The sequence below is a fragment of the Streptomyces sp. TBY4 genome (assembly GCF_024213195.1).
Taxonomy (GTDB): Bacteria; Actinomycetota; Actinomycetes; order Streptomycetales; family Streptomycetaceae; genus Streptomyces.
In genome coordinates this window covers 1-23319 of sequence record NZ_JANAVF010000003.1, presented here as the reverse complement: position 1 = coordinate 23319, position 23319 = coordinate 1, and the positions used below count along the sequence as shown (strand labels likewise).

At 73.7% G+C, this 23319-nt stretch carries 14 protein-coding genes, 2 tRNA genes and 1 pseudogene; 10 read left to right on the top strand and 7 right to left on the bottom strand.

Annotated features, from left to right (window positions below; genetic code table 11):
- From NLX94_RS07930 to NLX94_RS07905, 6 genes and pseudogenes are all read left to right on the top strand, one after another.
- Positions 1–363 (top strand): annotated as a pseudogene (locus tag NLX94_RS07930) (RNA helicase); the annotation flags it as partial.
- Between the two features lie 103 nt (positions 364–466).
- Positions 467–2782: a hypothetical protein gene (locus tag NLX94_RS07925; RefSeq protein WP_254381908.1), complete on the top strand. Its 2316-nt coding sequence runs from the start codon at positions 467–469 to the stop codon at positions 2780–2782.
- A gap of 86 nt (positions 2783–2868) precedes the next feature.
- Positions 2869–2941, top strand: a tRNA-Lys gene (locus NLX94_RS07920).
- A 214-nt stretch (positions 2942–3155) separates the two neighbouring features.
- Positions 3156–3229 (top strand) — tRNA-Met (locus NLX94_RS07915).
- Positions 3230–3392: 163 nt separating this feature from the next.
- The gene (locus NLX94_RS07910; protein WP_374683926.1) at positions 3393–4574 is read left to right on the top strand and encodes a PP2C family protein-serine/threonine phosphatase; all 1182 of its coding nucleotides are present in this window, start codon (positions 3393–3395) and stop codon (positions 4572–4574) included.
- Positions 4575–4856: 282 nt separating this feature from the next.
- Positions 4857–5909: a M23 family metallopeptidase gene (locus NLX94_RS07905; RefSeq protein WP_254381907.1), complete on the top strand. Its 1053-nt coding sequence runs from the start codon at positions 4857–4859 to the stop codon at positions 5907–5909.
- Here NLX94_RS07905 and NLX94_RS07900 read toward each other — a convergent pair.
- The 4 genes from NLX94_RS07900 to NLX94_RS07885 form a co-directional block, all read right to left on the bottom strand.
- A complete protein-coding gene (locus NLX94_RS07900) occupies positions 5860–7221 on the bottom strand; it encodes a PrsW family intramembrane metalloprotease (protein WP_374683925.1) in 1362 nt (453 codons plus the stop codon). The genes NLX94_RS07905 and NLX94_RS07900 overlap by 50 nt on opposite strands.
- 43 nt (positions 7222–7264) lie before the next feature.
- Positions 7265–8086, bottom strand: a complete 822-nt coding sequence (trmB, locus tag NLX94_RS07895) for a tRNA (guanosine(46)-N7)-methyltransferase TrmB (protein ID WP_374683924.1) — start codon at positions 8084–8086, stop codon at positions 7265–7267.
- Between the two features lie 250 nt (positions 8087–8336).
- Positions 8337–9536 (bottom strand): L-2-hydroxyglutarate oxidase, encoded by a 1200-nt coding sequence (gene lhgO, locus NLX94_RS07890; protein WP_254382400.1) that lies wholly within the window; start codon positions 9534–9536, stop codon positions 8337–8339.
- A gap of 81 nt (positions 9537–9617) precedes the next feature.
- Positions 9618–11213 (bottom strand): sporulation protein, encoded by a 1596-nt coding sequence (locus tag NLX94_RS07885; RefSeq protein ID WP_254381906.1) that lies wholly within the window; start codon positions 11211–11213, stop codon positions 9618–9620.
- 644 nt (positions 11214–11857) lie between these two features.
- Here NLX94_RS07885 and NLX94_RS07880 point away from each other — a divergent pair.
- Positions 11858–14185, top strand: coding sequence for an asparagine synthase-related protein (locus NLX94_RS07880; protein WP_254381905.1), 2328 nt, complete (start codon positions 11858–11860; stop codon positions 14183–14185).
- Between the two features lie 28 nt (positions 14186–14213).
- On the opposite strand, the gene NLX94_RS07875 is transcribed toward NLX94_RS07880, so the two are convergent.
- Entirely contained in the window at positions 14214–16199 is a 1986-nt protein-coding gene (locus NLX94_RS07875) for a sigma-70 family RNA polymerase sigma factor (RefSeq protein ID WP_254381904.1), read from the bottom strand.
- 255 nt (positions 16200–16454) lie between these two features.
- Positions 16455–17261: a TetR/AcrR family transcriptional regulator gene (locus tag NLX94_RS07870; RefSeq protein ID WP_254381903.1), complete on the bottom strand. Its 807-nt coding sequence runs from the start codon at positions 17259–17261 to the stop codon at positions 16455–16457.
- 345 nt (positions 17262–17606) lie between these two features.
- Here NLX94_RS07870 and NLX94_RS07865 point away from each other — a divergent pair, with 345 nt between their 5' ends.
- Together NLX94_RS07865 and NLX94_RS07860 are read left to right on the top strand one after the other, a co-directional pair.
- On the top strand, positions 17607–18998 hold the full coding sequence (locus NLX94_RS07865) for an NAD(P)/FAD-dependent oxidoreductase (protein WP_308402403.1): 1392 nt from the start codon (positions 17607–17609) through the stop codon (positions 18996–18998).
- Between the two features lie 147 nt (positions 18999–19145).
- Complete coding sequence (locus NLX94_RS07860; RefSeq protein ID WP_254381902.1) at positions 19146–20951, top strand: ATP-binding SpoIIE family protein phosphatase; 1806 nt, start codon at positions 19146–19148, stop codon at positions 20949–20951.
- A 61-nt stretch (positions 20952–21012) separates the two neighbouring features.
- Here NLX94_RS07860 and NLX94_RS07855 read toward each other — a convergent pair whose 3' ends face one another.
- Positions 21013–22299: an MFS transporter gene (locus tag NLX94_RS07855; protein ID WP_254381901.1), complete on the bottom strand. Its 1287-nt coding sequence runs from the start codon at positions 22297–22299 to the stop codon at positions 21013–21015.
- A gap of 110 nt (positions 22300–22409) precedes the next feature.
- On the opposite strand from NLX94_RS07855, the gene NLX94_RS07850 reads away from it, so the two are divergent.
- Entirely contained in the window at positions 22410–22946 is a 537-nt protein-coding gene (locus tag NLX94_RS07850) for a MarR family winged helix-turn-helix transcriptional regulator (protein ID WP_243341117.1), read from the top strand.
- Positions 22947–23319: the final 373 nt, after the last annotated feature.

Genomic DNA, 23319 nt, shown 5'->3' with positions numbered 1-23319 from the left:
CGCGACGACCGTCCGTCCGGTGGCTTCCGTTCCGGTGGCGACCGTCCCGCCGGTGGTGGCTTCCGTCGTGACGACCGCCCGTCGGGTGGTTTCAACCGTGACGACCGCGGTGGCGACCGTGGCGGCTTCCGCTCCGGTGGCGACCGTCCCGCCGGTGGTGGCTTCCGCCGCGACGACCGTCCCTCCTCGGGCGGCTTCCGCTCCGGCGGCGACCGTCCCGCCGGTGGTGGCTTCCGCCGCGACGACCGTCCCTCCTCGGGCGGCTTCCGCTCCGGCGGCGACCACCGCCCCTCCGGCTCGACCGGCGGCTCCTCCTTCGGCGGCCGTCGCGACGACAAGCCGCGCTGGAAGCGCAACGACTGAGACCGGCCGCTGAGCTGATCGCCTGACAGGGCCCCCACGACACCCGTCGTGGGGGCCCTGTCGCGTTGTTGCTAGGCTCCGCGGACTTATGCCGGGGGGCGGAATGACGAAACGAACGAGAACACGCACGCTGGCCGCGCTCGCGCTGACCGCAGCACTGGCCGGGCTGGGCGCCGTACCGGCGACGGGCGCGGGGACGGCACCGCCGGGCGGGGAGGCCACTCTGGTGGCGCCTCCGAGCAAGGAGCCGTCGAGGTCGTACGTCCGCTCGGCGGGAACCGGCCTGCTGATGTACGACGCGCGGCTCGACGACACCGTCTGGACGAGCATGAAGGACGGCAGCGAGAAGGTGTGGCGGGGGTGCGACCACGTCCACTCGCGGTACTCCTCCGGTGACTCGCGCGCGTGTCAGCTCAACGGGCCGACCGACACGGCGATCTGGGGCCCCCTGCTGATCCACGACTACGCGTCCGACAGGTCCGAGATGGTGCCTTCCCAGGAGGGCCGGCAGTGGGTCGGGCCGTTCACGTCGACCCAGGTGCTCGCGACCCAGGCGCGCGCGGACGGACAGCTGACCCTTCACCTGATCGGCCGGGAGACCGAGCCGCGCAAGGACGTCGTCATCAAGACGACCGAGAAGGTGTATCCACGGGACCGCTTCACGGTCGTCCCCATGGTGTCGGACGACCAAGGTTCGGTGATCTGGTACCAGGACGGGGCGGGCTCTTCCCGGATCGGCCTTGTCGACTACGCCACGGCGACGCTGCGGCGGCTCCCGCTGCCCGAGGGAGTCAAGGGTCCGTGGGACATGGACTGGCCCACGCTCAGCCCGACCCGGATTCTCCTGTCGTCAGACAAGGGCAAGTCGACCCTGCTGGCGAGGTCCGACCTCCGCAAGCTGCCCTCCTTCGCAGGGGCACGTGAGGGCCATTTCCTGGGCGACTGGCTCATCAGGGAGGGCAGGGCCATTCCGGTCAAGGGCGGAGCAGAACGCACCCTGCTGCCCGCGACCGGGGGCAAGGGCATCAAGGGTTCCGACGGCAATCTCTACGTCGTCGGCGGCTCCGATGCGGCCCACTGGGGAGTCCACCGCATCGCCCTCGACGCCCAGGGCATCCCCCGGGCCAAGAAGGTCCGGGACATACCGCCGGGACCCGTGAGCCGCTTCGGCCTCTCCTTCGCCCAGGGCGAGCTGGCCGTCGACCAGCACGACGGGTACGACAGGAGCCTCCTGGGCTTCAGGACCTCTCTGTCGGGCCCCGTAACGGTCTCCCGGACACCTGCCTGGACCTGCGTCGACGCCTCGGGGGGCGATTCGCTCTGCGCGGCCGGCAACGGCGGCGGCCAGGCCGGCTCGCCGACCGGTGACGGGCGGATCGTGTCCTTCGGCAGCCGCACCGGACGGGGCGCGGGCGTGCTGTACGTCAAGGACCCCCGCACGGACGACCTGGCGCGGGAGCTGGTCTTCCCGGGCACCGAGAACCTCCTCGAGCACCGCGTCGTGACGGCCTCGGGCCGCTTCGTCCTGTTCGAGGCCATCGGGGACCCGGCCGGGAAGCGGACGTACGTGGGCGACATCGACACGGGCAAGCTCCTGCCCACTCCGCCGGCCGGCACCGCCACCGCCCTGTGGGGCGCCGCGCTGTGGCAGCCCGAGGGGGACAAGGGCGTGGTCACCGGGACGGACCTGCGCACCGGGAAGGTGGTCCGGCGGGTGAACCTGGGCACGGGCTGCCGACCGTACGAACTCCAGGCGACGGCCGAGTGGTTCTACTCGACCTGCTCCGCAGCGGGCGCCTCCCCGTCGGGCTATCACGTGCCGGCGAAGAAGCGGGTCCCGCTGCCCGCCACCCCGATGCACACCGACGCGCTGCTCGGAGACGGGTTCGTCGTGCGCGAGTACGGCGAGATCTACAACCTGCGCTCCGGCAAGGCGGTACGGGAGTTCGCCCCGGCGAAGCCGGTGTACGGCGGCGAGTACGCCGTCGACCGCTTCGGCGGAAACTTCGCCTACGTCGACCCCGGCCAGACCGTCCACATCGTCGGCATCACCGGCAAGGCCTCCGCCCTGACCGTCATCGACCGCAGCATCCCGGCCTCCGGCGGCTGGTCCGCCCTGTCCTCGAAGCGCTGGGCACCGCGGGTGTGGCTGTCGAAGCCAGCCGCCTCCTGGACGATGGCCGTCACGGACAAGGCCACCGGCAAGGTCGTCCGTACCCTCACCGGCGGCGAAGTGCGCGGACTGCTGCAGCCCATGAAGGACGGCCGGGAGTCCCCCGCCGGGTCCGCGCTGCCCGGCGGCGCGTACACCTGGGCGCTCAAGGTGAAGCCGGCCGACGGGCAGGGAGCCGAACTGGCGCTCTCCGGCTCGCTCACGCTGACCGCTTCCACCGGGGGAGCAGCCCTGCCGGCTCCGTGAGCCGCACCGACATCCCCGGGCCGGACAGCCGATTTACGATCGGCTGTCCGGCGCTCTGCGGCTATGCTCTGGGGTGAGCACGCCGAGGGCCATTAGCTCAATTGGCAGAGCAGCGGACTTTTAATCCGTTGGTTGTCGGTTCGAGTCCGACATGGCCTACAGCTCACAGCGCCCCACCCGGTTCGCCGGGTGGGGCGTTTTCGTGTCCTGAGGGGGAGTCAGGGCGTGCCGACCGGTCCGGGGGCGAGGGGGCGGAGCGCCGTCAGCAGGCCGGTTTTAAGGCTCTGACCTGCGGCGATGCCTTGTTCCGGGGTGGTGCGGGCGTTAATTGGCGGGGGTTTCCCCCCGGATGGCGTAGAGTTGTGTTTACCGACGCGGGGTGGAGCAGCTCGGTAGCTCGCTGGGCTCATAACCCAGAGGTCGCAGGTTCAAATCCTGTCCCCGCTACTCAGTACGAAGGCCCGGTCCCCTTTGGGGGGCCGGGCCTTCGTCGTGTCCGGGTGTCCGTACCGCGCGGCCCGTCACCCGAACGGTCCCGCCCGGGTCGCCGTACGGACCCTCCTGCCTCCAGCCTTGGGGGGCGAGGCGGACCGGGCGGCAGGAGAGCAGCGTGGCGGGGCTGGGCCGGCAGGGCAGGGGCGAGCGCGTCTTCGTCGCGGTCGCCGGCAGCGCCGTGGTCCGCCGGATCGTCAGGATGCTCCCGGGCGCCCTGATCGTGCTCGGCTTCCTCTTCAACCTGCTGACCCCGCCCAGCTTCACCGGCTCCCCCTTCTTCTCCGCCGCCCCGCTCATCGCGGCCCCGCTGTTCTCGCTCCGGGCCACCGTCCTCACCGGCATCGTGGCCACCCTCGCCGTGGTCGTGCTCCAGATCTACAACGGCACCAGCTTCAAGGTGGAGGCCATGACGGAGGTGGCCACCCTCCTGACCGTCTCCGGGCTGGCCACGCTGATCAACATCGTCGTGCGGCGCGGTACCGAGCAGCTCGCCTCCGCGCGCGGGATCGCCGAGGCCGCCCAGCGCGCCGTGCTGCCGACGCCCGCCGAGCGGATCGCGGGCCTCCAGGTCTCCGCCTCCTACGAGGCCGCGCAGGCGGACGCCTTCATCGGCGGCGACCTCTACGCCGTCCAGGACACCCCGTACGGGGTGCGCCTCGCGGTGGGCGACGTACGGGGGAAGGGACTCGGGGCGGTCGAGGCCGTGGCCGTGGTGCTCGGGGCGTTCCGGGAGGCGGCCGAGAGCGAGGCCACCCTGGAGGGGGTGGCGCAGCGGCTGGAGCGGGCGCTGGCCCGGGAGGGGAACCGGCGCGACAGCCTGGACGCGGTGGAGGGGTTCACGACCTGCGTGCTCGGCGAGATCCCGGCCGGCGCGGCCCTGCTGCGGCTCGTCAACCGCGGCCACCCCGAACCGCTGCTCCTGTACGCGAACGGCGCCCTCGCGGAGCTGGCCCCCGCCGAGCCAGCGCTGCCGCTGGGCATGGGGGAGCTGGGCGGCTGGCCGGACCGGGTGGAGGAGTGGCCCTTCCCGGAGGGGGCGACACTGCTCCTGTACACCGACGGGCTCACCGAGGCCCGGGACGGGGCGGGAGCCTTCTACGATCCGGCGGCCCGGCTGCGCGGGCGGGTCTTCCCGGGGCCCGACGCGTTGCTGAGCGCGCTCGCCACCGATGTCCGCCGCCACACGGGCGGCGCGGCGACGGACGACATGGCCCTGCTGGCGGTGGCGAGGCCGGGGGCGCGGCAGCCGAGCCGGCGGCGGACGGTCCGGGTGGTCCCGAAAGGGGACGGAGCGTAATCGGATCGGCGCACTGGGCAAGCAATCTGACGGACCGTCAATGTGAAGATGTGGCGCGAGGGGTGGGTGGGAGGGGTGATTTTTGCCCGGATTAGTCAGCGAATGCGGTGAGAAGTCCTGGCCAAAGCCATGCGGGTGGTGGCTGATTGTCGTGAACGATCAATCGCAACAGCTTGGAATCACTCCCCCTTCTCTATTACCGTTCGATAACGCAGAGCGGTCGTCCCAGCCGTCGCAAGAGACGGCACCGTGCGCGTGCTCGCCCATGAGGAGTGTGCCCCGGTGGCCTCCAACTCGCCTGCCCCTGAAGGCATCGACGTCCAGGAGCAGCCCACCGCCGGAGCCTGGGGCGAGTGGAACCCCACCGAGGACTCGGCCCGGCCGCCCCGCGGCAAGCACCGCGTGCTCAAGCAGCGCGGGGGACTGGCCCGTTCGTCCACCGTCCTCGGCGTCGGCGTGATCGCCGCGGTCGGCGCGGGAGGCATCGCCACCGCGCAGGACCGGCCCCAGGTCGCCATATCCCTGCCGTCCCTGCCCTCCCTCCCCGAGGCGCTCGGCGGCGCGGACCAGCCCGATGCGGACTCCGGCACCGACGCCGGCACCACCGCCACGCGGTCCGCGGAGCCGGCCCGGACGGGGATCATCCCGCAGCAGGCCGACCGCCGCTCCGACGCGGGCGAGCTGCTGCGCAGCCGCATCCTCCAGCAGGCCGAGTCCCAGCAGGAGGCCGCCGCCGCCCAGGAGCAGGCCGAAGCCGAACGGCTGGCCCAGGAGGCCGCGGCCCAGCAGGCCCGGGACGCCCAGGCGGCCAAGGAGGCGGCCGAGAAGGCCGCGACGGAGGCCGCCGAGAAGGCCGCGGCCGAGGAGGCGCGCAAGGCGCAGGAGGCCAAGGAGGCCGCCGAGGCCAAGGCCAAGGCGGAGAGCGCCGCCCGGTCGGCCGGAGCCTTCTTCCTGCCCACCTCCGCCTACACGCTCACCTCGCACTACGGCGACTCCGGCTCGATGTGGTCCTCCGGCCGGCACACCGGCCTCGACTTCGCGGCCCCGACCGGCACCCCCGTCAAGGCGGTCGCCGGCGGCAAGGTCATCTCCGCCGGCTGGTCCGGGGCGTACGGCTACCGCATCGTGCTGCAGCTCCCCGACGGCACCGAGATCTGGTACTGCCACCTCTCCTCGATGTCGGTGACCGGCGGCTCCGTCGCCGGGGGCGACACCATCGGCCGGGTCGGCGCCACCGGCAACGTCACCGGCGCCCACCTCCACCTCGAAGTCCGCAAGGGTGGCGTCACGGTGGACCCGCTGACATGGCTGAAGGCACGGGGCCTGAACGTCTAGGACCCGGTACGAGATCCACAGTCCGGTCATCCGCCGCCCGGTCCGGTACGAAGCCGGGCGCCGGCCCGTCGGGCGGGCCGAGGGGGCCGAGTGGACCCAGGGGGTCGAACCAGGGCGGGAGCAGATCCTCCAGCACCGCCGCCCGGGACAGCGCCGGGCCCGCCGTCGCGCGGCGCAGCCAGAGCCGGCGCAGAAGCTCGCGTTCCCGCCCCGCGAAGTCCGGCTCCCGGGCCGGGCCGCCGCTGCGCGCCCGGTGACGTAGCAGGGCCAGGGCCGCGGCGTCGGCCTCGTACCGGGCGACCGCCCGTCCCGCCGGCCGGCCCCCGGTGCTCCGGGCCAGCGCGCGGGCCAGGGAGCGTGCGGGCATCGACGCCAGCGCGGGCACCTCGGCCGGGCCCAGCCAGCCGGCGGCCGCGTACACGGCGAGCTCCCCGGCGACGGCCCGCAGCCGGCGGCGCCGTATCCACGCGGCCAGCCAGGCCATGAGCGCGAACACCGGGACCATCACGCATCCGTAGACCACGTAGAACCCGGACTCGCCCAGGTCCGAGGAGCTGTTCCACAGCGCGTGCAGTCCCATGGCCGCGGCCAGGCCGAGCAACGGGTAGCCGATCCGGCGCGACCGGCGCACGGCGAGGGCGGCGGCGCCGAAGCCGAGACCGGTGGCCACGGTGAACAGCGGATGCGCGAAGGGGGACACGATGCCCCGGACGAAGAAGGTCGCCGCCGTGACGGAGTTCAGTACGCCGGTGCCCTTCGCGAGGTCCTCGCCGAAGGCGTTGCCGAGGTAGAGGATGTTCTCGGTGAAGGCGAAGCCGGTGGCGGTGAGTCCGGCCAGCACGAAACCGTCGGAGGGGTCGGTGAACCGGCGTCTCCTGAACAGGAACACCAGCAGCAGGGCGGCCGCCTTGGCGCTCTCCTCGACCACGGGGGCGATCGCCACCGAGCCGAGCTGGTCGGCGTCGGAGGGATCTGCGGTGGCCGCGGCTATCCACTCGGTCGCGAAACTGTTGGCCAGTATGGCGATCAGCGCCGCGGCGCACGCCCCCCACCCGAAGCAGAACGACAGCTGCGCCCACGGATGCGGCGCGGCCCGCCCCACCCACCGGAACGCCGCCACGAGCGGCGCCACCGGCAGTAGGGCCAGGCCCAGACCGACGAAGAACCCGGGCGTGCCGGTCTGTTCGCGTACGAGTTCCAGGATCGCGATGCCGCAGGCGCCGAGCAGCACGACGAGCACGTACGTGCGCACGGCGCCGGCGGTACGCGGCACGCGGGGCGGCAGCCGGGGCGGCCGGGTCGCTCGGGGCACATGATGACTCTACCGAGCGAAGCCGACACGCGGAGTGATGTGCTCAGTTCTGGGCGTTACCCGTACGCCGGAACAGCAGATCGTGTACGACGTGCCCCTTGTCGAGGCCCTGCCCCTCGAAGCGGGTGAGCGGCCGGAAGTCGGGGCGCGGCGCGTAACCGCCGTCGGCCTGCGTGTTCTCGAACTCCGGCTGGGCCGTCAGGACTTCGAGCATCTGCTCGGCGTACGGCTCCCAGTCGGTGGCGCAGTGCAGGATCGCCCCGGGCGCCATGCGGGTGGCGGCCAGCGCGAGGAACTCGGGCTGGATCAGGCGCCGCTTGTGGTGGCGGGCCTTGGGCCAGGGGTCCGGGAAGTACACGCGGAGCCCGGCGAGGGACTCCGGCGGCAGCATCTCGCGGAGCAGGATGATGGCGTCGCCGTTCGCGACGCGGACGTTGGTCATCCCGCCGCGCTCGGCGAGGGCGAGCAGGTTGCCCTGCCCGGGGGTGTGCACGTCGGCGGCGAGGATCCCGGTGCCCGGGTCGGCGGCCGCCATCTGCGCGGTGGCCTCGCCCATGCCGAAGCCGATCTCCAGCACGACGGGGAGCCCGTCGAACATCTCCTTCAGATCGATGACGTCATGCCCGTCGATGTCGAGCCCCCAGGTCCCCCAGAGCCGCTTCAGGGCCTCGCCCTGCCCGGTGGTCACCCGGCTGCGGCGGGGCTGGAAGCTCCGGATCCGCCGCTCGTGGTGCGATCCCGCCGGGTCGGGCGAGGGCCCGTCGGGGAACCGCGGCTCGGTCCGCCACTTCGGGGGCACGTAGGTGGAGGCCGCCTCCGGCACGGGCGGGGAGGCGGGATTCTGGGGACTCAGTGACTCAGACACAATCCCCGGATTCTACGCGCGACCACCCCGCGGGCACCTCTCAGCCGTCCGGCGTCTGAGGACCGGGGTCTGGGGCGGAGCCCCGGGAGGGGTCCGGGCGCAGCCCGGGGACACACCCAGCCCCGCCGGCGTTTGAGGCGCGGGTCCGGGCAGCGCCCGGGGAACGGTCGAAGGGCGGGTAGGGGACTTCGCCCCGCGCAGCGGCGATCCGGGCCCCGGCCGGCACGACCCGGGGCCGAGCCCTGCAGGGCTACGCGGCGCGCAGCGCCTTCAGCGCCCGCCCGGCGATCTCCCGCCCGATCGGCAGCGAAGCAGTGGCCGCCGGCGAAGGCGCATTCAGCACGTGCACCGCCCGCTCCCCCTCCCGGATCAGGAAGTCGTCCACCAGCGTCCCATCCCGCAGCACGGCCTGCGCCCGCACCCCGGCAGCCGCAGGCACCAGGTCCTCGCCGCGCACCTCCGGCAGCAGCCTCCGTACCGCCTCGACGAACGCCGGCTTCGACAGCGACCGCCGCACCTCGCCCGCTCCGTACCGCCAGTGCCGCGCCGCCATCCGCCAGGATCCCGGCCAGGCCAGCTCGTCCGCGAGGTCCCGCGGCCGGACCGTGCCCCAGCCGTACCCCTCGCGCGCCAGCGCCGGCACCGCGTTCGGCCCGACGTGGACCCCGCCCCCGATGCCCCGGGTCAGGTGGACGCCGAGGAAGGGGAAGGCCGGGTCCGGCACCGGATAGACCAGCCCGCGCACCAGCTCGGGCCGGGCCAGGTCGTAGTACTCACCGCGGAAGGGCAGGATCCGCATCCCCGGGTCGTCCCCGGCCAGCCGCGCGATCCGGTCGCACTGCAGCCCCGCGCAGTTCACCAGCACCCGCGCGCGCACCACCGTGCCACCGCTCGTCCGCACCGCCACGCCCGACGCCCGGCGCGAGATCAGATCCACCGCCCCGCCGTAGACGATCTCCGCGCCCGAGGACTCCGCGAGCTGCCGCGCGACCCGGCCGTAGTCCACGATCCCCGTGGTCCCGACGTGGATCGCCGCGAGCCCGCGCACTTCGGGCTCGTACTCCGCGATCTGCGTGGGCCCCAGCTCCCGCACCGGGATGCCGTTCTCCCGGCCCCGCTGCACCAGCGCGTGCAGCCGCGGCAGCTCGTCCCGCCCGGTGGCGACGATGAGCTTGCCCGTCACCTCGTGCGGGATGCCGTGCTCCGCGCAGAACTTGACCATCTCGGCCGCACCGCGCACCGCGAAGCGGGCCTTGAGCGAGCCCGGCTTGTAGTAGATCCCGCTGTGGATCACACCGCTGTTGCGGCCCGTCTGGTGCCGGGCGGGGCCGTCCTCCTTCTCCAGGACGACCACCCGGGTCCCCGGAGCGAGCCCCGCCAGGGCATGCGCCGTCGACAGGCCGACGATTCCGCCGCCGATCACCAGCACATCGCAGTCCAGCCTGCCCATGCCGCCCACGCCGCCGCCCACACTGACACCTCCCACCCCTGCATAGTGCACCCCGCCACTGACAACGGGGCCACGCGGGGCCTATGCCGGGGTTACCAGCAGAGGCCTGGCCCGCTCGCGCAGTTCGGCGACGCGCGGTTCGTCCCCGTACGGTTCCAGCCGGTGCAGGAGGTCCCGTACGTACTCCGTCGTCCGGGCCGACGAGATCCGTCCGGCGACCTCCACCGCCCGGGTTCCCGCCGCGCACGCCGCGTCGAGGTTCCCGGACTCCAGCTCGGCCACCGCGCTCACGACGAGCCGCAGCCCGTGTGATCGTACGTACTCCTCCGTCGGCCGGGACAGTGCCTGTTCCGTGAAACGCCTTACCTGGCGCGGCAGTTTGAGGTCGCGGTAGCACTCGGCCGCATCCGCCGCGAAGCGGTCGTACGAGTAGAAGCCCAGCCAGGTCGGATCGGCGTCCCCGTCCCGGGCCCGTTCCAGCCAGCCCTCGGAGGCCCTCAGCGCGGCCCCGGCGGCCGCCGAATCGCCGGCCTTCGCGTGCGCCCGCGCCTCGACGAGGCGGAAGAAGCTCATCGTCCGCGCGGTGGCCAGCCCCCGGTTGCGCTCGACGGCGGCCTGCGCGAGGTCCACGCCCTCGTCCGGGAAGTCCCGGTAGGTGGCCTGCAGGGACATCGACGCCAGCACGTACCCGCCGAGCGGTACGTCGGCGGCGGCGCGGGCCAGGCGCAGCGCCTGGATGTAGTAGCGCTGGGCGGCTTCCTGCTGACCGGTGTCGAAGGCCATCCAGCCGGCCAGCCGGGTCAGTTCGGCGGTGGCGCCGAAGAGCGCGCGGCCCACCTCGTCGGTGTAGGAGCCGAGCAGCAGCGGCGCCGCGTCCACCCGGAGGCACTCGGGCACCATCGAGGAACGCCAGTCGCCGCCCCCGTACTTGGAGTCCCAGCGGCGGGCGTCCTCGGCGGCCTCGCGCAGCTTGGTCACGTCGCTGTGGCCCACGCGCTGCGGACCCCCGGTGTCGGCCGGGGCCGGAGCGGGTGCGGCCGGGCCGGGCGCCGGTGGCGCTTCGCGCGGAGTTTCGCGCGGAGGCTGGGCGGGCACACCCCCGACACGGGCGCCGGGCGGCGCCGGAAGGCCTTCCGGCGGGGCCGCGCCCGGCACGGCTTCGCGGGCCACAGGAGCCGCGGGTGCCACCGGTGCTGCCGCCGGCTCGCGTGCCACCGAGCTGTCGGCGGGAGATATCAGCCAGCGCGAGGCGGGCGTCGCGTACGCCGAGACCGAGAAGGAGCCGGCGAGGGACTGCCAGATCCCGCCACCCCCGCGCCGGCCCGCGAGATCGAGCCGGTAGAGGTCCGTGGCCGAGCGCACGGCGGCGCCGACGTCGCGCGGGAAGGCCAGCCCCACCTCGGGCGCCGGATCCGCGTCGGCGAGCCCGATCTCGTGCAGCGGCACGGGCCGGCCGAGTTTCGCGCCGATGGCGGCCGCGATCAGGTGCGGGGCGGCGCCCTGCGGCACCATCCCCTTCGACACCCACCGGGCCACCGAGGTCTTGTCGTAGCGGAGGGTCAGACCGCGCTGAGCGCCGAGGTCGTTGACCCGCCGCGCCAGCCCGGCGTTGCTGATGCCCGCGAGGGCGAGGACGGCGCCGAGCTTCTCATTGGGCTCGCGGAGCTCCCTGGACATGCGCCACCCCTCGTCACACGCGGAACGCAGACGCCGCCGGGGCATAGGCGCCCGGCATTTCGTAAACCCAGCGTAGTTCCCCGCCTCCCAAGCGTTAAGGCCCCCTGTTCCGTATGGCGGGATTGTTGTCCGTATGCACAGTCGGGCGGGGGCCCGGGGCCGGGGCGCACGTGTCACCGCGTGCTCCACCCGTGTGGCCGTGCGCCCGCCCGTGCGCTCTGGCCGCTCCGGGAGCCCGGCGATTCGATGTGCGGTGCGTGGGTCGGCCCGCCGCGCGGACCGGGCGGGCCGGGGGATGCCGCTGCCTCAATCCCCGCGGGTGGCGGAACGGCCCGGGGGGTGGATCCCGCCCCCCGGGCCGCGCTCCGCGCAGGCTCGGCGAAGGCTCCGGACGGGCCTCGCGCGGGCCCTCAGTACGGCCGAAGAATGGCCGAAAGCGACCTATGGGGCGGTCGGAACGGAACGCCAAATACCGCATGGCCGGGGCGTGTTCGTTTATACGTGCGCCCCCCTTACCCACTCCCGCACGCCTGTCTCGTGGCAGCATGGACCCCGAGCCACCCGGGGTCCCTCCGGCCCGCGCGCAGAGCGCCGGCCGCGCGGTTCGCACCCCGGTCAGGTGCCCACGGGCTGGGGAGGCGGCGGTGCGCTGGTTGGTGGGTTGGAGCAGTATCGCCGCGAGCTTCGGCACGGCTGGACGGGTCGCGGCGCCGGGCGCCGCGCACGGCTCGACGTACGCCTCCGACCAGGGCACATACGGATCGGGCTACGGATCGGGCCACGGCCCGGGCTACGGATCGGCCCCGGGCCACGCTTCCGGGAGCACCCACGGCGCGTCGCAGAACGGCTCCGCCGGCTGGGGCGACGGCCCGGTCCGCGGCGGCCTCGCCGACGCCGGCCACCCCGACGAACCGGGCGCCGCCGAAGCCGACCGCACGGTGGTCCCCGTCGGAGCCCAGCTCCTCTGGGGCGATCCCGACCCCCTGTGGGCCGTCGGGGACTGGCGCCCGGACGAGATCCGCACCCTCACCGCCGATCCCGCGGACCCCTTCACCCGACTCGCCGTCCTCGGCTGCTGCGGCGCCACCGACGAGGAACTGCGCCGCGCGCTCTACGCCGCCCGCGGCGGCGCCCTGCGCCACCTCACCCAGTGGCCCGGCAGCTACACCGCCGTCGTCCAGGCCGGCCGCCGCATCACCGTGGTCGGCGACCTCGCGGGCGCCCGCCCCGTCTTCTACACGCCCTGGGCGAGCGGGACCGCGTACGCCACCGCCGCCCTCCCGCTCGCCGACCTCATCGAGGCGCAGCTCGACATCGGCCATCTCGCCGCCCTGCTGGCCTGCCCCGACAGCCCGGAGGCGCTGGGCGACGGCACACCGTACGTCGGCGTGCGCCGCATCCCGCCGGGCCATGCGCTGATCCTGCGCGAGGGCTCGCGGGAGATCACCGGCTACGAGCCCGTGGCCTCCCTCGCGGTGGCCGCCCCCGCCGCCGATCCCGAGCTCGCGGTGGAGGGCGTACGGGAAGCGTTGGTCGACGCGGTGCGCGCCCGGCTCACGGCTCCGCGGCATGCTCCCGAGACGCTGCCCCACGACCCCGGGCCCGTCCCCGGAATGGGCCCGGCCGACCGGCGGGCCGCACGCGGCGCCCCTGCGCCCGGGGTCGGGGCCGACCTCTCCGGCGGCAGCGCCTCCGCGACCCTGGCCCTGCTCGCAGCCGGACTCCCGGGTGCGCCCGGAGCCCTGCTGGGCCGCACCGGGGAACGCCTCCTCGCCGTCACCTTCAACGACCTGGCCACACCCCGGGGCCGCGAACCCGAACTGGAACGCGCCCACGCCATCGCCTCCGACCCCCGGCTGCACCACGTGGTCGTCGCCGCCGCCGAGGAGGCCCTCCCCTACGCCGACCTCGACGGCCCGCTCACCGACGAACCCGGCCCCTCCCTCATCTCCGCCGCCCGCGAGCGCCGCCGCCTCGCGGCCGGCTCGGCGGACCACTTCACCGGCCACGGAGCCCGCCAGGTCCTCGACGCCCACCCGGCCCGGCTCGCCGACCTCCTGCTCGACCGCCGCCGCCGTCACCTGCTCCGCCCCACCCTGGCCCTGGCCCGCTCCAGCCCCTCCGGGACCGACTCCGCCCTCGTCCCGTCCTCCCTCGCCCCCTTCCTGGTCCCCCTCACCGTGTACTCGGCCGCCCGCCGCCTGGCCCGTACGCCGTACCGCGCCGGCATGGAGGCGGCGGCGGCCCGCCTGCGCGACGGAGTCCCGGCCGGGGGCGCCCGCTCCGCGGTGGACGCCTCGCTCGCGGCCCTGACCTGGTCCCGGCCGGGCCCGGCGGCGGCCTGGCTGACGGGCGAGGCCCTGGCCGAGGTATCGATCCGCCTCACCGCCGCCGCGGGCCGGCCTCCGCTCTCGCTGCGCCCCGGAGAGGCCCGGGCCCGCGCCGTCCTGGCCCGGCACGCCGCCGACCACCGGGTCTTCGAGCAGGCCGTGGAGGTCCGCAGCCAGCGGCTGCACGCCCCGTTCCTGGACAACCAGGTCGTACGGGCCGCCCGGGCCCTGCCCGAATCCCTGCGCGTGCAGCCCGGCGCCCGGGCGGCGGTCCTGCGCGGTGTCCTGTCCTCCGCCGGGGTCCGGGACCTGCCCGCGGGGTGGGGCGCGACGGCCCACGCCCCGAACGAATCGGCGATCCGCCTGGGACTGCGCGCGGCCCTCCCGGATCTCCTGGCCCTCTTCGCGTCGCCCCTCCTGGCGGACGCGGGCCTGATCGAAGCCCGGGTCGTGCGCCAGGCCCTCCTGGATGCGGCCGACGGCCGCCCGGTCCCGCTCGACGGCATCGCCGAACTCGTCTCGATGGAGCTGTGGCTGACCCGCCTCCTGGCCCGCCGCGGCACCTGCTGGACCGGCACCTCCACCCCGCGCCGCAGAGCGGTCCCGACGGGGGTGCCCCTGCGCCGCCCGGCCCTGTCCTGAGCCCGGCCCGGCGGGGCGGAGCCCGGGCTCAGCGGCAGCTGATGACGGAGTCGGCCCAGCTCGCCAGCGTCGGCAGGCGGCCGCCCTCCGCACGCTCCACGACCAGGCGCAGCGTCTTGTGCCCCGAGAGGGAGACGGACACGCTCGCCGCCGGGTCCTCGTAGCCCAGGGCCCGGGACCGCCACAGCCGCTGTCCGTCCGCGTACACGGAGAAGCGGACCGTGCCGTTCGTGTGCAGCGACATGCCGTCCACACCGGCCCGGGCCGAGAAGCTGACGCAGCTGCGGTTGAGGGCGATCTCCACGGAGGAACGGGAGCCGACGGTGATCCCGTGCCCGTAGCGCTGTCCGCCGATCACCGGCCCCCACCGCTGCCACACCCAGCTGCTCCGCCAGGTCTCGATCTCGGGGTTCTCGTGGTTCCCGTAGGCGGACTGCCCCAGCGAGGACAGCCGGAACCCCTCCGGGGCCGGCGGCGGCTTGGGCGGCGTCGGCGTCGGCTTCGGGGGCGGTACGGGACTCGGCGTCGGGCTCGGCCGCGCACTCGGCGCCCGGCTCGGGCTCGGCGCGGGCGAGGACCGCTCCGGGCTCCGCGAGGGCTCCGCCGCTGGCGGCGCGACGGCCACCGGCGGCGGAGTCTGCTTCCTCGCCGGCGGTACGGATTCCCGCGCCGCCGGCGGCTCCGCCCGCGAAGGCCCGGGCTCCGGCGCGGCGGGCACCGGACTCCGCGGCACCGGCACGGCCACGCCCGGCGCGGGGTTCGCGCGCACGGCGGGAGCGGTGTCGTCACCGGCCAGCGCGAACACCACTCCGGCGGCCGCGGCCACCACGACCCCGGCGGCGATGGCCGCCTTGGCCGGCAGCCCCAGCCCCTCCGAAGCCACGGCTCCGCCGACCCCGCCGGCCCCGCCCCCACCGGCGGCCCCACCGGCAGCCCCGGCTCCCGCAGTCCCGGCCCCAGCGGCGCCTGCCCCGGCCGTCGATCCACCCGCGGCTGCGGCAGCGGCCCCCGCACCACCCGCGGCGACGGCCCCGCCGGCCACCACTCCCGCCGCCTTGGCCGCGTACCCGGCGGCGAACCACCCGATGACGGCGACCGGCAGCAGCGCGGGAATGCCCGCGTTGACGTCCTTGAGCTCGCCCGCGGCGAGCCGGCACCGGGCGCACTCCTCCAGGTGCTTGCGCAGTCCCCGCTCGGCCCGCATCCGCAAGCCCCCGCGGGCGTACGCCCCCAGCCGGTCGGCGTACCGGGCGCAGTCCCCGCCGGAGCTCAGCGCGGTGCTCACATGGGCCTGGAGGTACGCCTGCTTGAGCCCCTCCCGGGCCCGGCTGGCCAGTACCGCGGTGGCGTTCGCGCTCAGCCCGAAGAGGGGGGCGATCGCGCTCGGCGACGCCTCCTCGACGGTGGTGTGCCAGAGCACGGCCTGCCACCGCTCGGGCAGGCTCCGGAAGGCCTGCATCGCGAGGGTCTGCTCGGCCTCGTGCATGGCCCGCACGTCGGCGCCGAGTTCGAGGGTGTCGTCCCCCGCCCGGCCGGGCAGCCCGACCGCGCCCTCGCCGGAAGCGGAGGCCTGCTCCGCGAACAGCGCGAAGTCCTCGACGAGCTGCTCCCGCTTGGCCGTCTTCGCCCAGGCGGCGGCGACCCGGCGCACGGTGGTGAGGAGGTAGGCGCGCACCGACTGGTCCGGACCCGCCCCGCCCCGTACGGCCTGGAGGGTCCGCGCGAACACCTCGGCCGTCAGATCGTCGGCCGTGTGCCCGTCGCGGCAGCAGGTGCGGGCATAGCGGCGCACGGCATCGGAGTGGCGGCGGAAGAGTTCCTCGTAGGCCCCGTCGTCGCCCCCGCGCATGCGGGCGATCAAGTCCCCGTCGGAGGGCGGAAGTTCCCCACTCGCCCCGGCGGCGTGCCGGCCGCCCGGTTCGCGCTGCGCCGGGACCTGCCGTGCGGGCAGGCTGCCCGCGTCGACCTCGCCTCCGGCAGCACCGTGCGGCTCTTCCCGCCCGTCAACGCTCATCGCGGAAGCCCTCGCACGACACACTCAACCGGTACACCGATCCAGCGTGTCACACGGCGGGCACGCGCCGAACCCGTCTCCACACCTTCCACTCATCCGGGCAAGCCCCGGCGAATCGCCGTACGGAACCTCACCCGTTCGAGCGAGAGCCCCCAGGAAGAAGCCGGTTGACGCCCGGGCCCCCGGTCCGCGAACCACACGTCCCGGGCGCCCGGCGCCGAAGCGCGACTCCGCCCCGCCCCGACCCGCCCCGACCTACGCCGTCCGGGACCGCAGCCCTTCGAGCAGGATGTCGAGCAGCCGGGCGGAAGCCGCCGCCTGCTGCGCCGCGTCGGGCAGCGCGGGCGCGGCCGTCGCTATCACCAGCAGCACATCCGCCACCGTGACATCGGCGCGCAGCGCACCGGCCTCCCGGGCCCGGTCGACGAGGCGGCCGACGACCTCGAGCAGCTCGCCCGCGCCCGCGTCCTCGGAGGGCTCGTCGTCCAGGCCGGTCCGCGCGGCGGCGACGACCCGCAGGTCGGGCGCCCCGCCGGCCGCGACGACCTGACGCTGGTGCGGAACCCGCGCGGCCTCCTCGACCGCCCCGTCCGCCCCGTCGGCGTCCTCACCGGGCCCGCCGACCCGCAGCACCTGCGGAGGCAGCAGCCGGCCGGCGCCCGAGGCGACGGAGGTGCGCAGGAAGCGCGACAGCGCCTGCCAGGGCTCCTCCTCCTGGCCGAGAGCCGTGCGGGCCTGCTCGGTCAGTCGCGAGGTCTCCTCCTCGGCTATCCGCCGGACCAGGACGTCCTTGCTCGGGAACCGCCGGTACACGGTGCCGACGCCGACCCGCGCACGCCGTGCGACGTCCTCCATCGGAGCCCCGTAGCCGAGCTCGCCGAACACCTCGCGGGCCGCGCGGAGTACGTGTTCGAGATTGCGCTGTGCGTCGACGCGCAGCGGAGTGGAGCGGCCCACGCCGTGCGTGGTGGCGCCGCCGGCCATCAGCCGCCCGTGGCTGTCGGTCGTGGACGCGGCCGACGACAGAGCGGTGGCAGAAGCATGGAAATCGGAAATGTGCATATGTATCCCCCGGTAATCATTTGTCTCCCCCCGGAGACACTCCCCGCCTTCATGTCGAGGGGGGCCACGGTCATGAGGGCCCTGGTCCTACTCCTCGACGAGTTACGAACATAGTTGAGCCAGAGTCAATTCAGAAGGGGCAGCCCCGGACGGACCACCGCCCGATCGGAGCATTCGCCCTCAATTTTCCGTTCGAAGGCCCCGGAAGTACTCATTCCGTACCGTCTGACCTGCGCACCTTCCCCTCCATCCATACCCCTCGGCACCCTCGCCCCGCCGTTCCCTCCGGTCACACAATGTGCCGGGCCTGTGGACAAACTCCCGGCCACGTTGCGTCATGGGACGGTGAAGGCTGCTAACTCCCGGGGCGCGGCCCCCGGTACCCCGCCCCGTACGCGGATCCTCATCGTCGGCGGCGGCTACGTAGGCATGTACACGGCACTCCGGCTCCAGCGAAAGCTGAGAGCCGACGAGGCCGAGGTCACGGTGGTCACCCCCGAGCCCTACATGACGTACCAGCCCTTCCTCCCCGAAGCGGCCGCCGGCTCCATTTCCCCGCGCCACGTCGTGGTCCCGCTCCGCCGCGTCCTGCCGAAATGCCGCATCGTCATCGGCGAGGCCCGGCGCATCGACCACGCCGCCCGGACCGCGACCGTCACCACCCTCGCCACCGACGAGGAGGGCGGCGGCCCCGTGGAGATCGAGTACGACGAACTGGTCCTCGCCCCCGGCTCCGTCTCCCGCACGCTCCCCATTCCGGGACTCGCCGAATACGCCATCGGATTCAAGACCGTGGAAGAGGCCATCGGCCTGCGCAACCACGTCATCGAACAGATGGACATCGCCTCCTCCACCCGCGATCCGGCCCTCCGCGACGCCGCCCTCACCTTCGTCTTCGTCGGCGGCGGATACGCCGGCGTCGAAGCGCTCGGCGAGCTCGAGGACATGGCCCGCTACGCCGCCCGCTACTACCACAACGTCAAGCCCGAGGACATGAAGTGGGTGCTGGTCGAGGCCAGCGACCGGATCCTCCCCGAGGTCGGCCCGGAGATGGGCACCTACACGATCCGAGAACTGCGCCGCCGCGGCATCGACCTGCGCCTGGAGACCCGGCTCGAATCCTGCGAGAACCGGATCGCCGTCCTCAGCGACGGAGCCCGCTTCCCCACCCGCACCGTCGTGTGGACCGCCGGCGTCAAACCGCACCCGATCCTCGCCGCCAGCGACCTGCCCAAGACCGACCGCGGCCGCCTCGCCTGCACCTCCTTCCTCACCGTCGAGGGCATCGAGCACGCCTGGGCCGCCGGGGACGCCGCCTCGGTCCCCGACATCACCGCCCCGGAGAAGGGCGTCGCCTGCGCCCCCAACGCCCAGCACGCCGTCCGCCAGGCCAAGGTCCTCGCCGACAACCTCGTCTCGTCCATCCGCGGCGGACTCCTCACCGAGTACGCCCACAAGTACGCGGGTTCCGTGGCCTCCCTCGGACTCCACAAGGGCGTCGCCCACGTCTACGGACGCAAGCTCAAGGGCTACCCGGCCTGGCTCATGCACCGCGCCTACCACCTCAGCCGCGTCCCGACCCTGAACCGCAAGACGCGCGTGCTCGCCGAGTGGACGCTCTCCGGCCTCTTCAAACGCGAGATCGTCTCGCTGGGATCCCTCGAACACCCCAGAGCAGAATTCGAACTCGCGGCGGGCGGAGGCCCCAAGGACCCCCCGAAGAAGAACGAAGGCTGATGCTGTCAGTCCCGTCGGCCACACTGGACGTGTGACCATAGGTGGGCTCACACCTGCACAGAGTGACATCAGCGTGACATCCGAGTGCCACCCGATCGCCACCGAGTGACACAGCGACCACGAGCGACACCACGAGGCTTGAAAGCAGTGAACTTCACGCGCTGGAGCGCCCGGTTTCCCGGAACGCAGCGCCGCGCCGCCGCCCGGTCCGAACACGCCGCCGCCCAGGCCAAACGGGGCGAAGGCTCGGTCCCGGCCGCCCGCGGCGCCGCCGGCCATTCCGCGACCGGCCCGGACGGCTGCCCCGCCGACCCCACGGTCCGCGGCACCGGTTCCGGCCCCGCCGCAGGTGGTACGGAAACCCCCGCGCCCTCCCTCGACGAGCTCTCCGTACGCGACGTCCTCGACCGCCTCCCGGCCCTCGTCGCCCTCGTGCACGGCCCCGAGCACCGCGTCGCCTACGTCAACGACGCCTACACGGCCGGCTTCGGCGCCCGAGCCCCCGGCGCCCCCGCGCACCTGGCCCTCCCCGAGCTCGGCGAGCTCGGCCTGCTCCCGCTCCTCGACCAGGTCCAGCGCAGCGGCAAGCCCCGTACGGCCAAGAACCGCACCGCGCCCGGCGGCACCAGCTCGTACACGGTCACGTGCACCCCGATCGAGTTCCCCAAGACCCGGGCCGACGCCGACGGCACCCCCGCCCACACCGCCACCGGCGGCGGCACCGGATCCGAGGGCGAAGCGGAAGCCCACACCGGCACCGGCGTCCTGATCCACCTCGCCGACGTCACCGACCACGCCGAAGCCGCCGAACGGCTGCGCGCCAGCGAGCGCCGCCAGCGCGAGGCCGCCGTCACCCTCCAGCGCTCCCTCCTCCCCCAGGAGCTGGAGCAGCCCGACGACCTGCGCGTCGCCGCCACCTACCAGCCCGGCGGCACCGAGGCCGCCGTCGGGGGCGACTGGTACGACGTCATCACCCTCGGCGCCGGCCGCACGGCCCTCGTCATCGGCGACGTCATGGGCCGGGGCGTCCGCGCCGCCGCCGTCATGGGCCAGCTCCGCACCGCCGTCCGTGCGTACGCCCGACTCGACCTGCCGCCCCACGAGGTCCTCCAGCTCCTCGACGGCCTCGCGGCGGAGATCGACGCCAGCCAGATCGCCACCTGCGTGTACGCCGTCCACGACCCCAACGAGGGCCTCCTCGCGTACGCCTCCGCCGGCCACCTCCCGATCCTCGTCCGCGACGAGGACGGCACCGTCCGCCGCGCCGCCGACCCCACGGGCCCGCCGCTCGGCACCGGCGGCTGGCTGCACACCTCGGGCACCATCGCACTGGGCCCCGGCTCCACCGCCGTCCTCTACACCGACGGCCTGGTCGAACGCCGCGGCGAGGACATCGACGAGGGCGTCGCCGCCCTGGAACGCGCCCTCTCCGGCGCCCAGGGCACCCCCGCCGTCATCTGCGACCGCCTGATGCGCGCCCTGGGAGTCGACGCCGACCACGACGACGACGTCGCCGTCATGGTCCTCCAGCAGCCCGCCCGCACCGGCGCCGACGCCGAGCTCTTCCACAACGCGGCCCTGGAACTGCTCGGCGGCATCGAGGCCGCCCCCCGCGCCCGCGCCTTCGCCCAGGGAGTCCTGGCCTCCTGGCGCTTCCCGGTGGAGCTCTGCGACCTGGGCGTCCTGGCCGCGAGCGAGCTCGTCGCGAACTCCCTCCAGCACGGCACCCCGCCCATGCGCCTGCGCCTGCGCCGCACCGACCGCCGCCTGATCATCGAGGTCACCGACGGGGACGACCACCTCCCGCGCCGCCGCCGCGCCGAACCGGCAGACGAGACCGGACGCGGCATCTCCATCGTCGCCACCATCGCCTCGGCCTGGGGCTCCCGCCGCACCCCGGGCGGCGGCAAGGCCGTCTGGTGCGAGTTCGCCCTCCCCGACAAGGCCCCGTAGCCGGACACGGAGAAGGCCCCGGTCCACAGGACCGGGGCCTTCTCCTACCTACTCACCACGCTTACGCGGGCACGCGCTCGGCGTCCTGCACCCGCTTCACCACGACGGTGCTCCCGGCCAGCGACGGGTTGTCCTGCACCGGCGTCAGCTGCTTGCCGAGCCGCAGCGCCAGCCCGGCGATGCCGAGCGAGACCAGGACGAAGATCCCGATGTAGAGCATCGGCACACCCGCGGCCAGCGGCACCCCGAGCGGCCCGAGCGCCAGAGCCAGCTGCTTGACCAGCGCGAAGGCCGAGTTGTACTGGCCCACGGAGCCCTCCGGCGCCAGGTCGGCCACCAGCGGCGCCAGCGTCGGCGACAGCATGGCCTCGCCGATCCCGAAGAGGGCGTACGTGGTCACGAACGCGGCGGCGGCCATGACGGCGCTGCCGTGCCCCAGCCCGGAGAAGGCGGCGATGATCCACGCCACGGTCCAGAGCAGACCGACCAGCGCGATCACCCGGGACCGGCGGTGGTTCTCCACCAGCCGCAGCACGACGAACTGGGCCAGCACGATCGCACCGGTGTTGGCGGCCAGCGCGAAACCGAGCGTGGACGGGGAGATCCCGGCGGCCTCGGTACCGAAGGCGGCGAGACCCGACTCGAACTGCCCGTAGCAAGCGAAGAACAGCACGAAACCGAGGATGCAGAACTGCACCATGGCCTTGTGCTCCATGAGCCGCTTCCAGCCGCCACCGGCCGGGGCGGCGTCCTTGGCGAGCGCGTTGCTGATGGCCGGCACCTGCGGCATCCGCACCGTGGCGATGACCCCGGCCAGCACCAGGAACATCACGGCCTCGATGCTGAACAGCAGGGTGAAGCTGCCGGGCCGGCTCTCGTCGACGATGAGCCCGCCGATCAGGCCGCCGATGCCCAGCCCCAGGTTCTGCATGAAGAACTGGAGAGCGAAGGCACGGGTCCGGGTGGACGGCGTGGAGCACCGCACGATCATCGTGGCCAGGGCCGGCTGCATGACGGCCTGGCCCGCACCCAGCGCGAGCGCGGAGAGCAGGATCGCGACCACGCCCGTGGAGAGCCCGAGCGAGAGCGCGCCGAACGACGCGGCGATCGCCGCACCGATGACCACGGGGACCGGACCGCGCCGGTCGATCACCCGTCCGGTGAAGGGCAGCGCGAGAAGCGCACCGAGGGCGAACGCCATGAACGTTCCCGTCGCCCACATGGGATCCAGCTCTCGCACCTTCGCCGCGTAGACGTAGAGGAACGGAACCGTGAAGCCGATACCGAACGCGGTCAACGCGTTCCCGGCCTGGATCCTCCGCATCGCAGCGCCCATCACCTTGGTCACTTCTCACCACCTTGATTACTGAAGCTTGAAGACTTCATACCTAAAGTTCGATCCTTAACACTACACACCGAAGGAGTTAGATGCCAACGGCCTCGTGCCATACTTCGAACATGGGTGACACCCCCGACGGCACCGCGCCCGTCCACGAGCCGAGCCTCGACGAGCAGATCGCCGTCTATCAGCGCGAGTTCCAGGACCTCGACCCCCAGGTCGAGAAGGTCGTCTCGGCCCTCAGCCGCCTGAACCGCCGCATGAACGTCGCGTACGGGCGCCAGACGGCGGCCCTGGGCATCAGCAACGCGGAGTGGGAGGTCCTCAAGGCCCTCGTACTCTCCGGAGCCCCGTACCGGATGGGCCCGAGCGAGCTCGCGAAGCAGCTGGGCCTCACGCCGGCGGCGATGACCCACCGGATCGACCGCATGACGGCGGAAGGACTGGTCACGCGCGAGCGGGACGAGAACAACCGCGTCCGCGTGATCGTGGAGCTCACCGCGGAGGGCCGCAGCAAGTGGCTGGACGCGATGCGCGCGGCCACGGTCTTCGAGGAGGACCTCCTCCAGGACCTCTCCACGGCGGAGCGGGGCGTACTGGGCGACATGCTCACCCGCCTCCTGGACCGCGTGGAGGACCTCCAGTCCCCGCACTGACCGCCCAACGAGGGGGCCCCACCTCCCGGGTTGACACGGCCCCCGCGGATCCGTAAGGTTCTTCGAGTTGTCCCTGAGCCGAAAGGTTTCGGAGACAGCGAATCCCGCCGCCTCGTAGCGGCACCCAACTCAGCACGATCTCCCACTGGGAACGCATTCGGCATGCCCGAATTCATTTCCGAAGGTCGATTATGAATCGCCCGGGAAATCCACTAGAGTTCGGGAGTCGGAAGGGCCCAACAGCCCGGAAGACAAACCCCGCTGACTGGGAGTCAGGCCCGAAAGAGTCTGATAGAGTCGGAGACACAAGAACGAAAGCCCGGAGGAAAGCCCGAGAGGGTGAGTACAAAGGAAGCGTCCGTTCCTTGAGAAC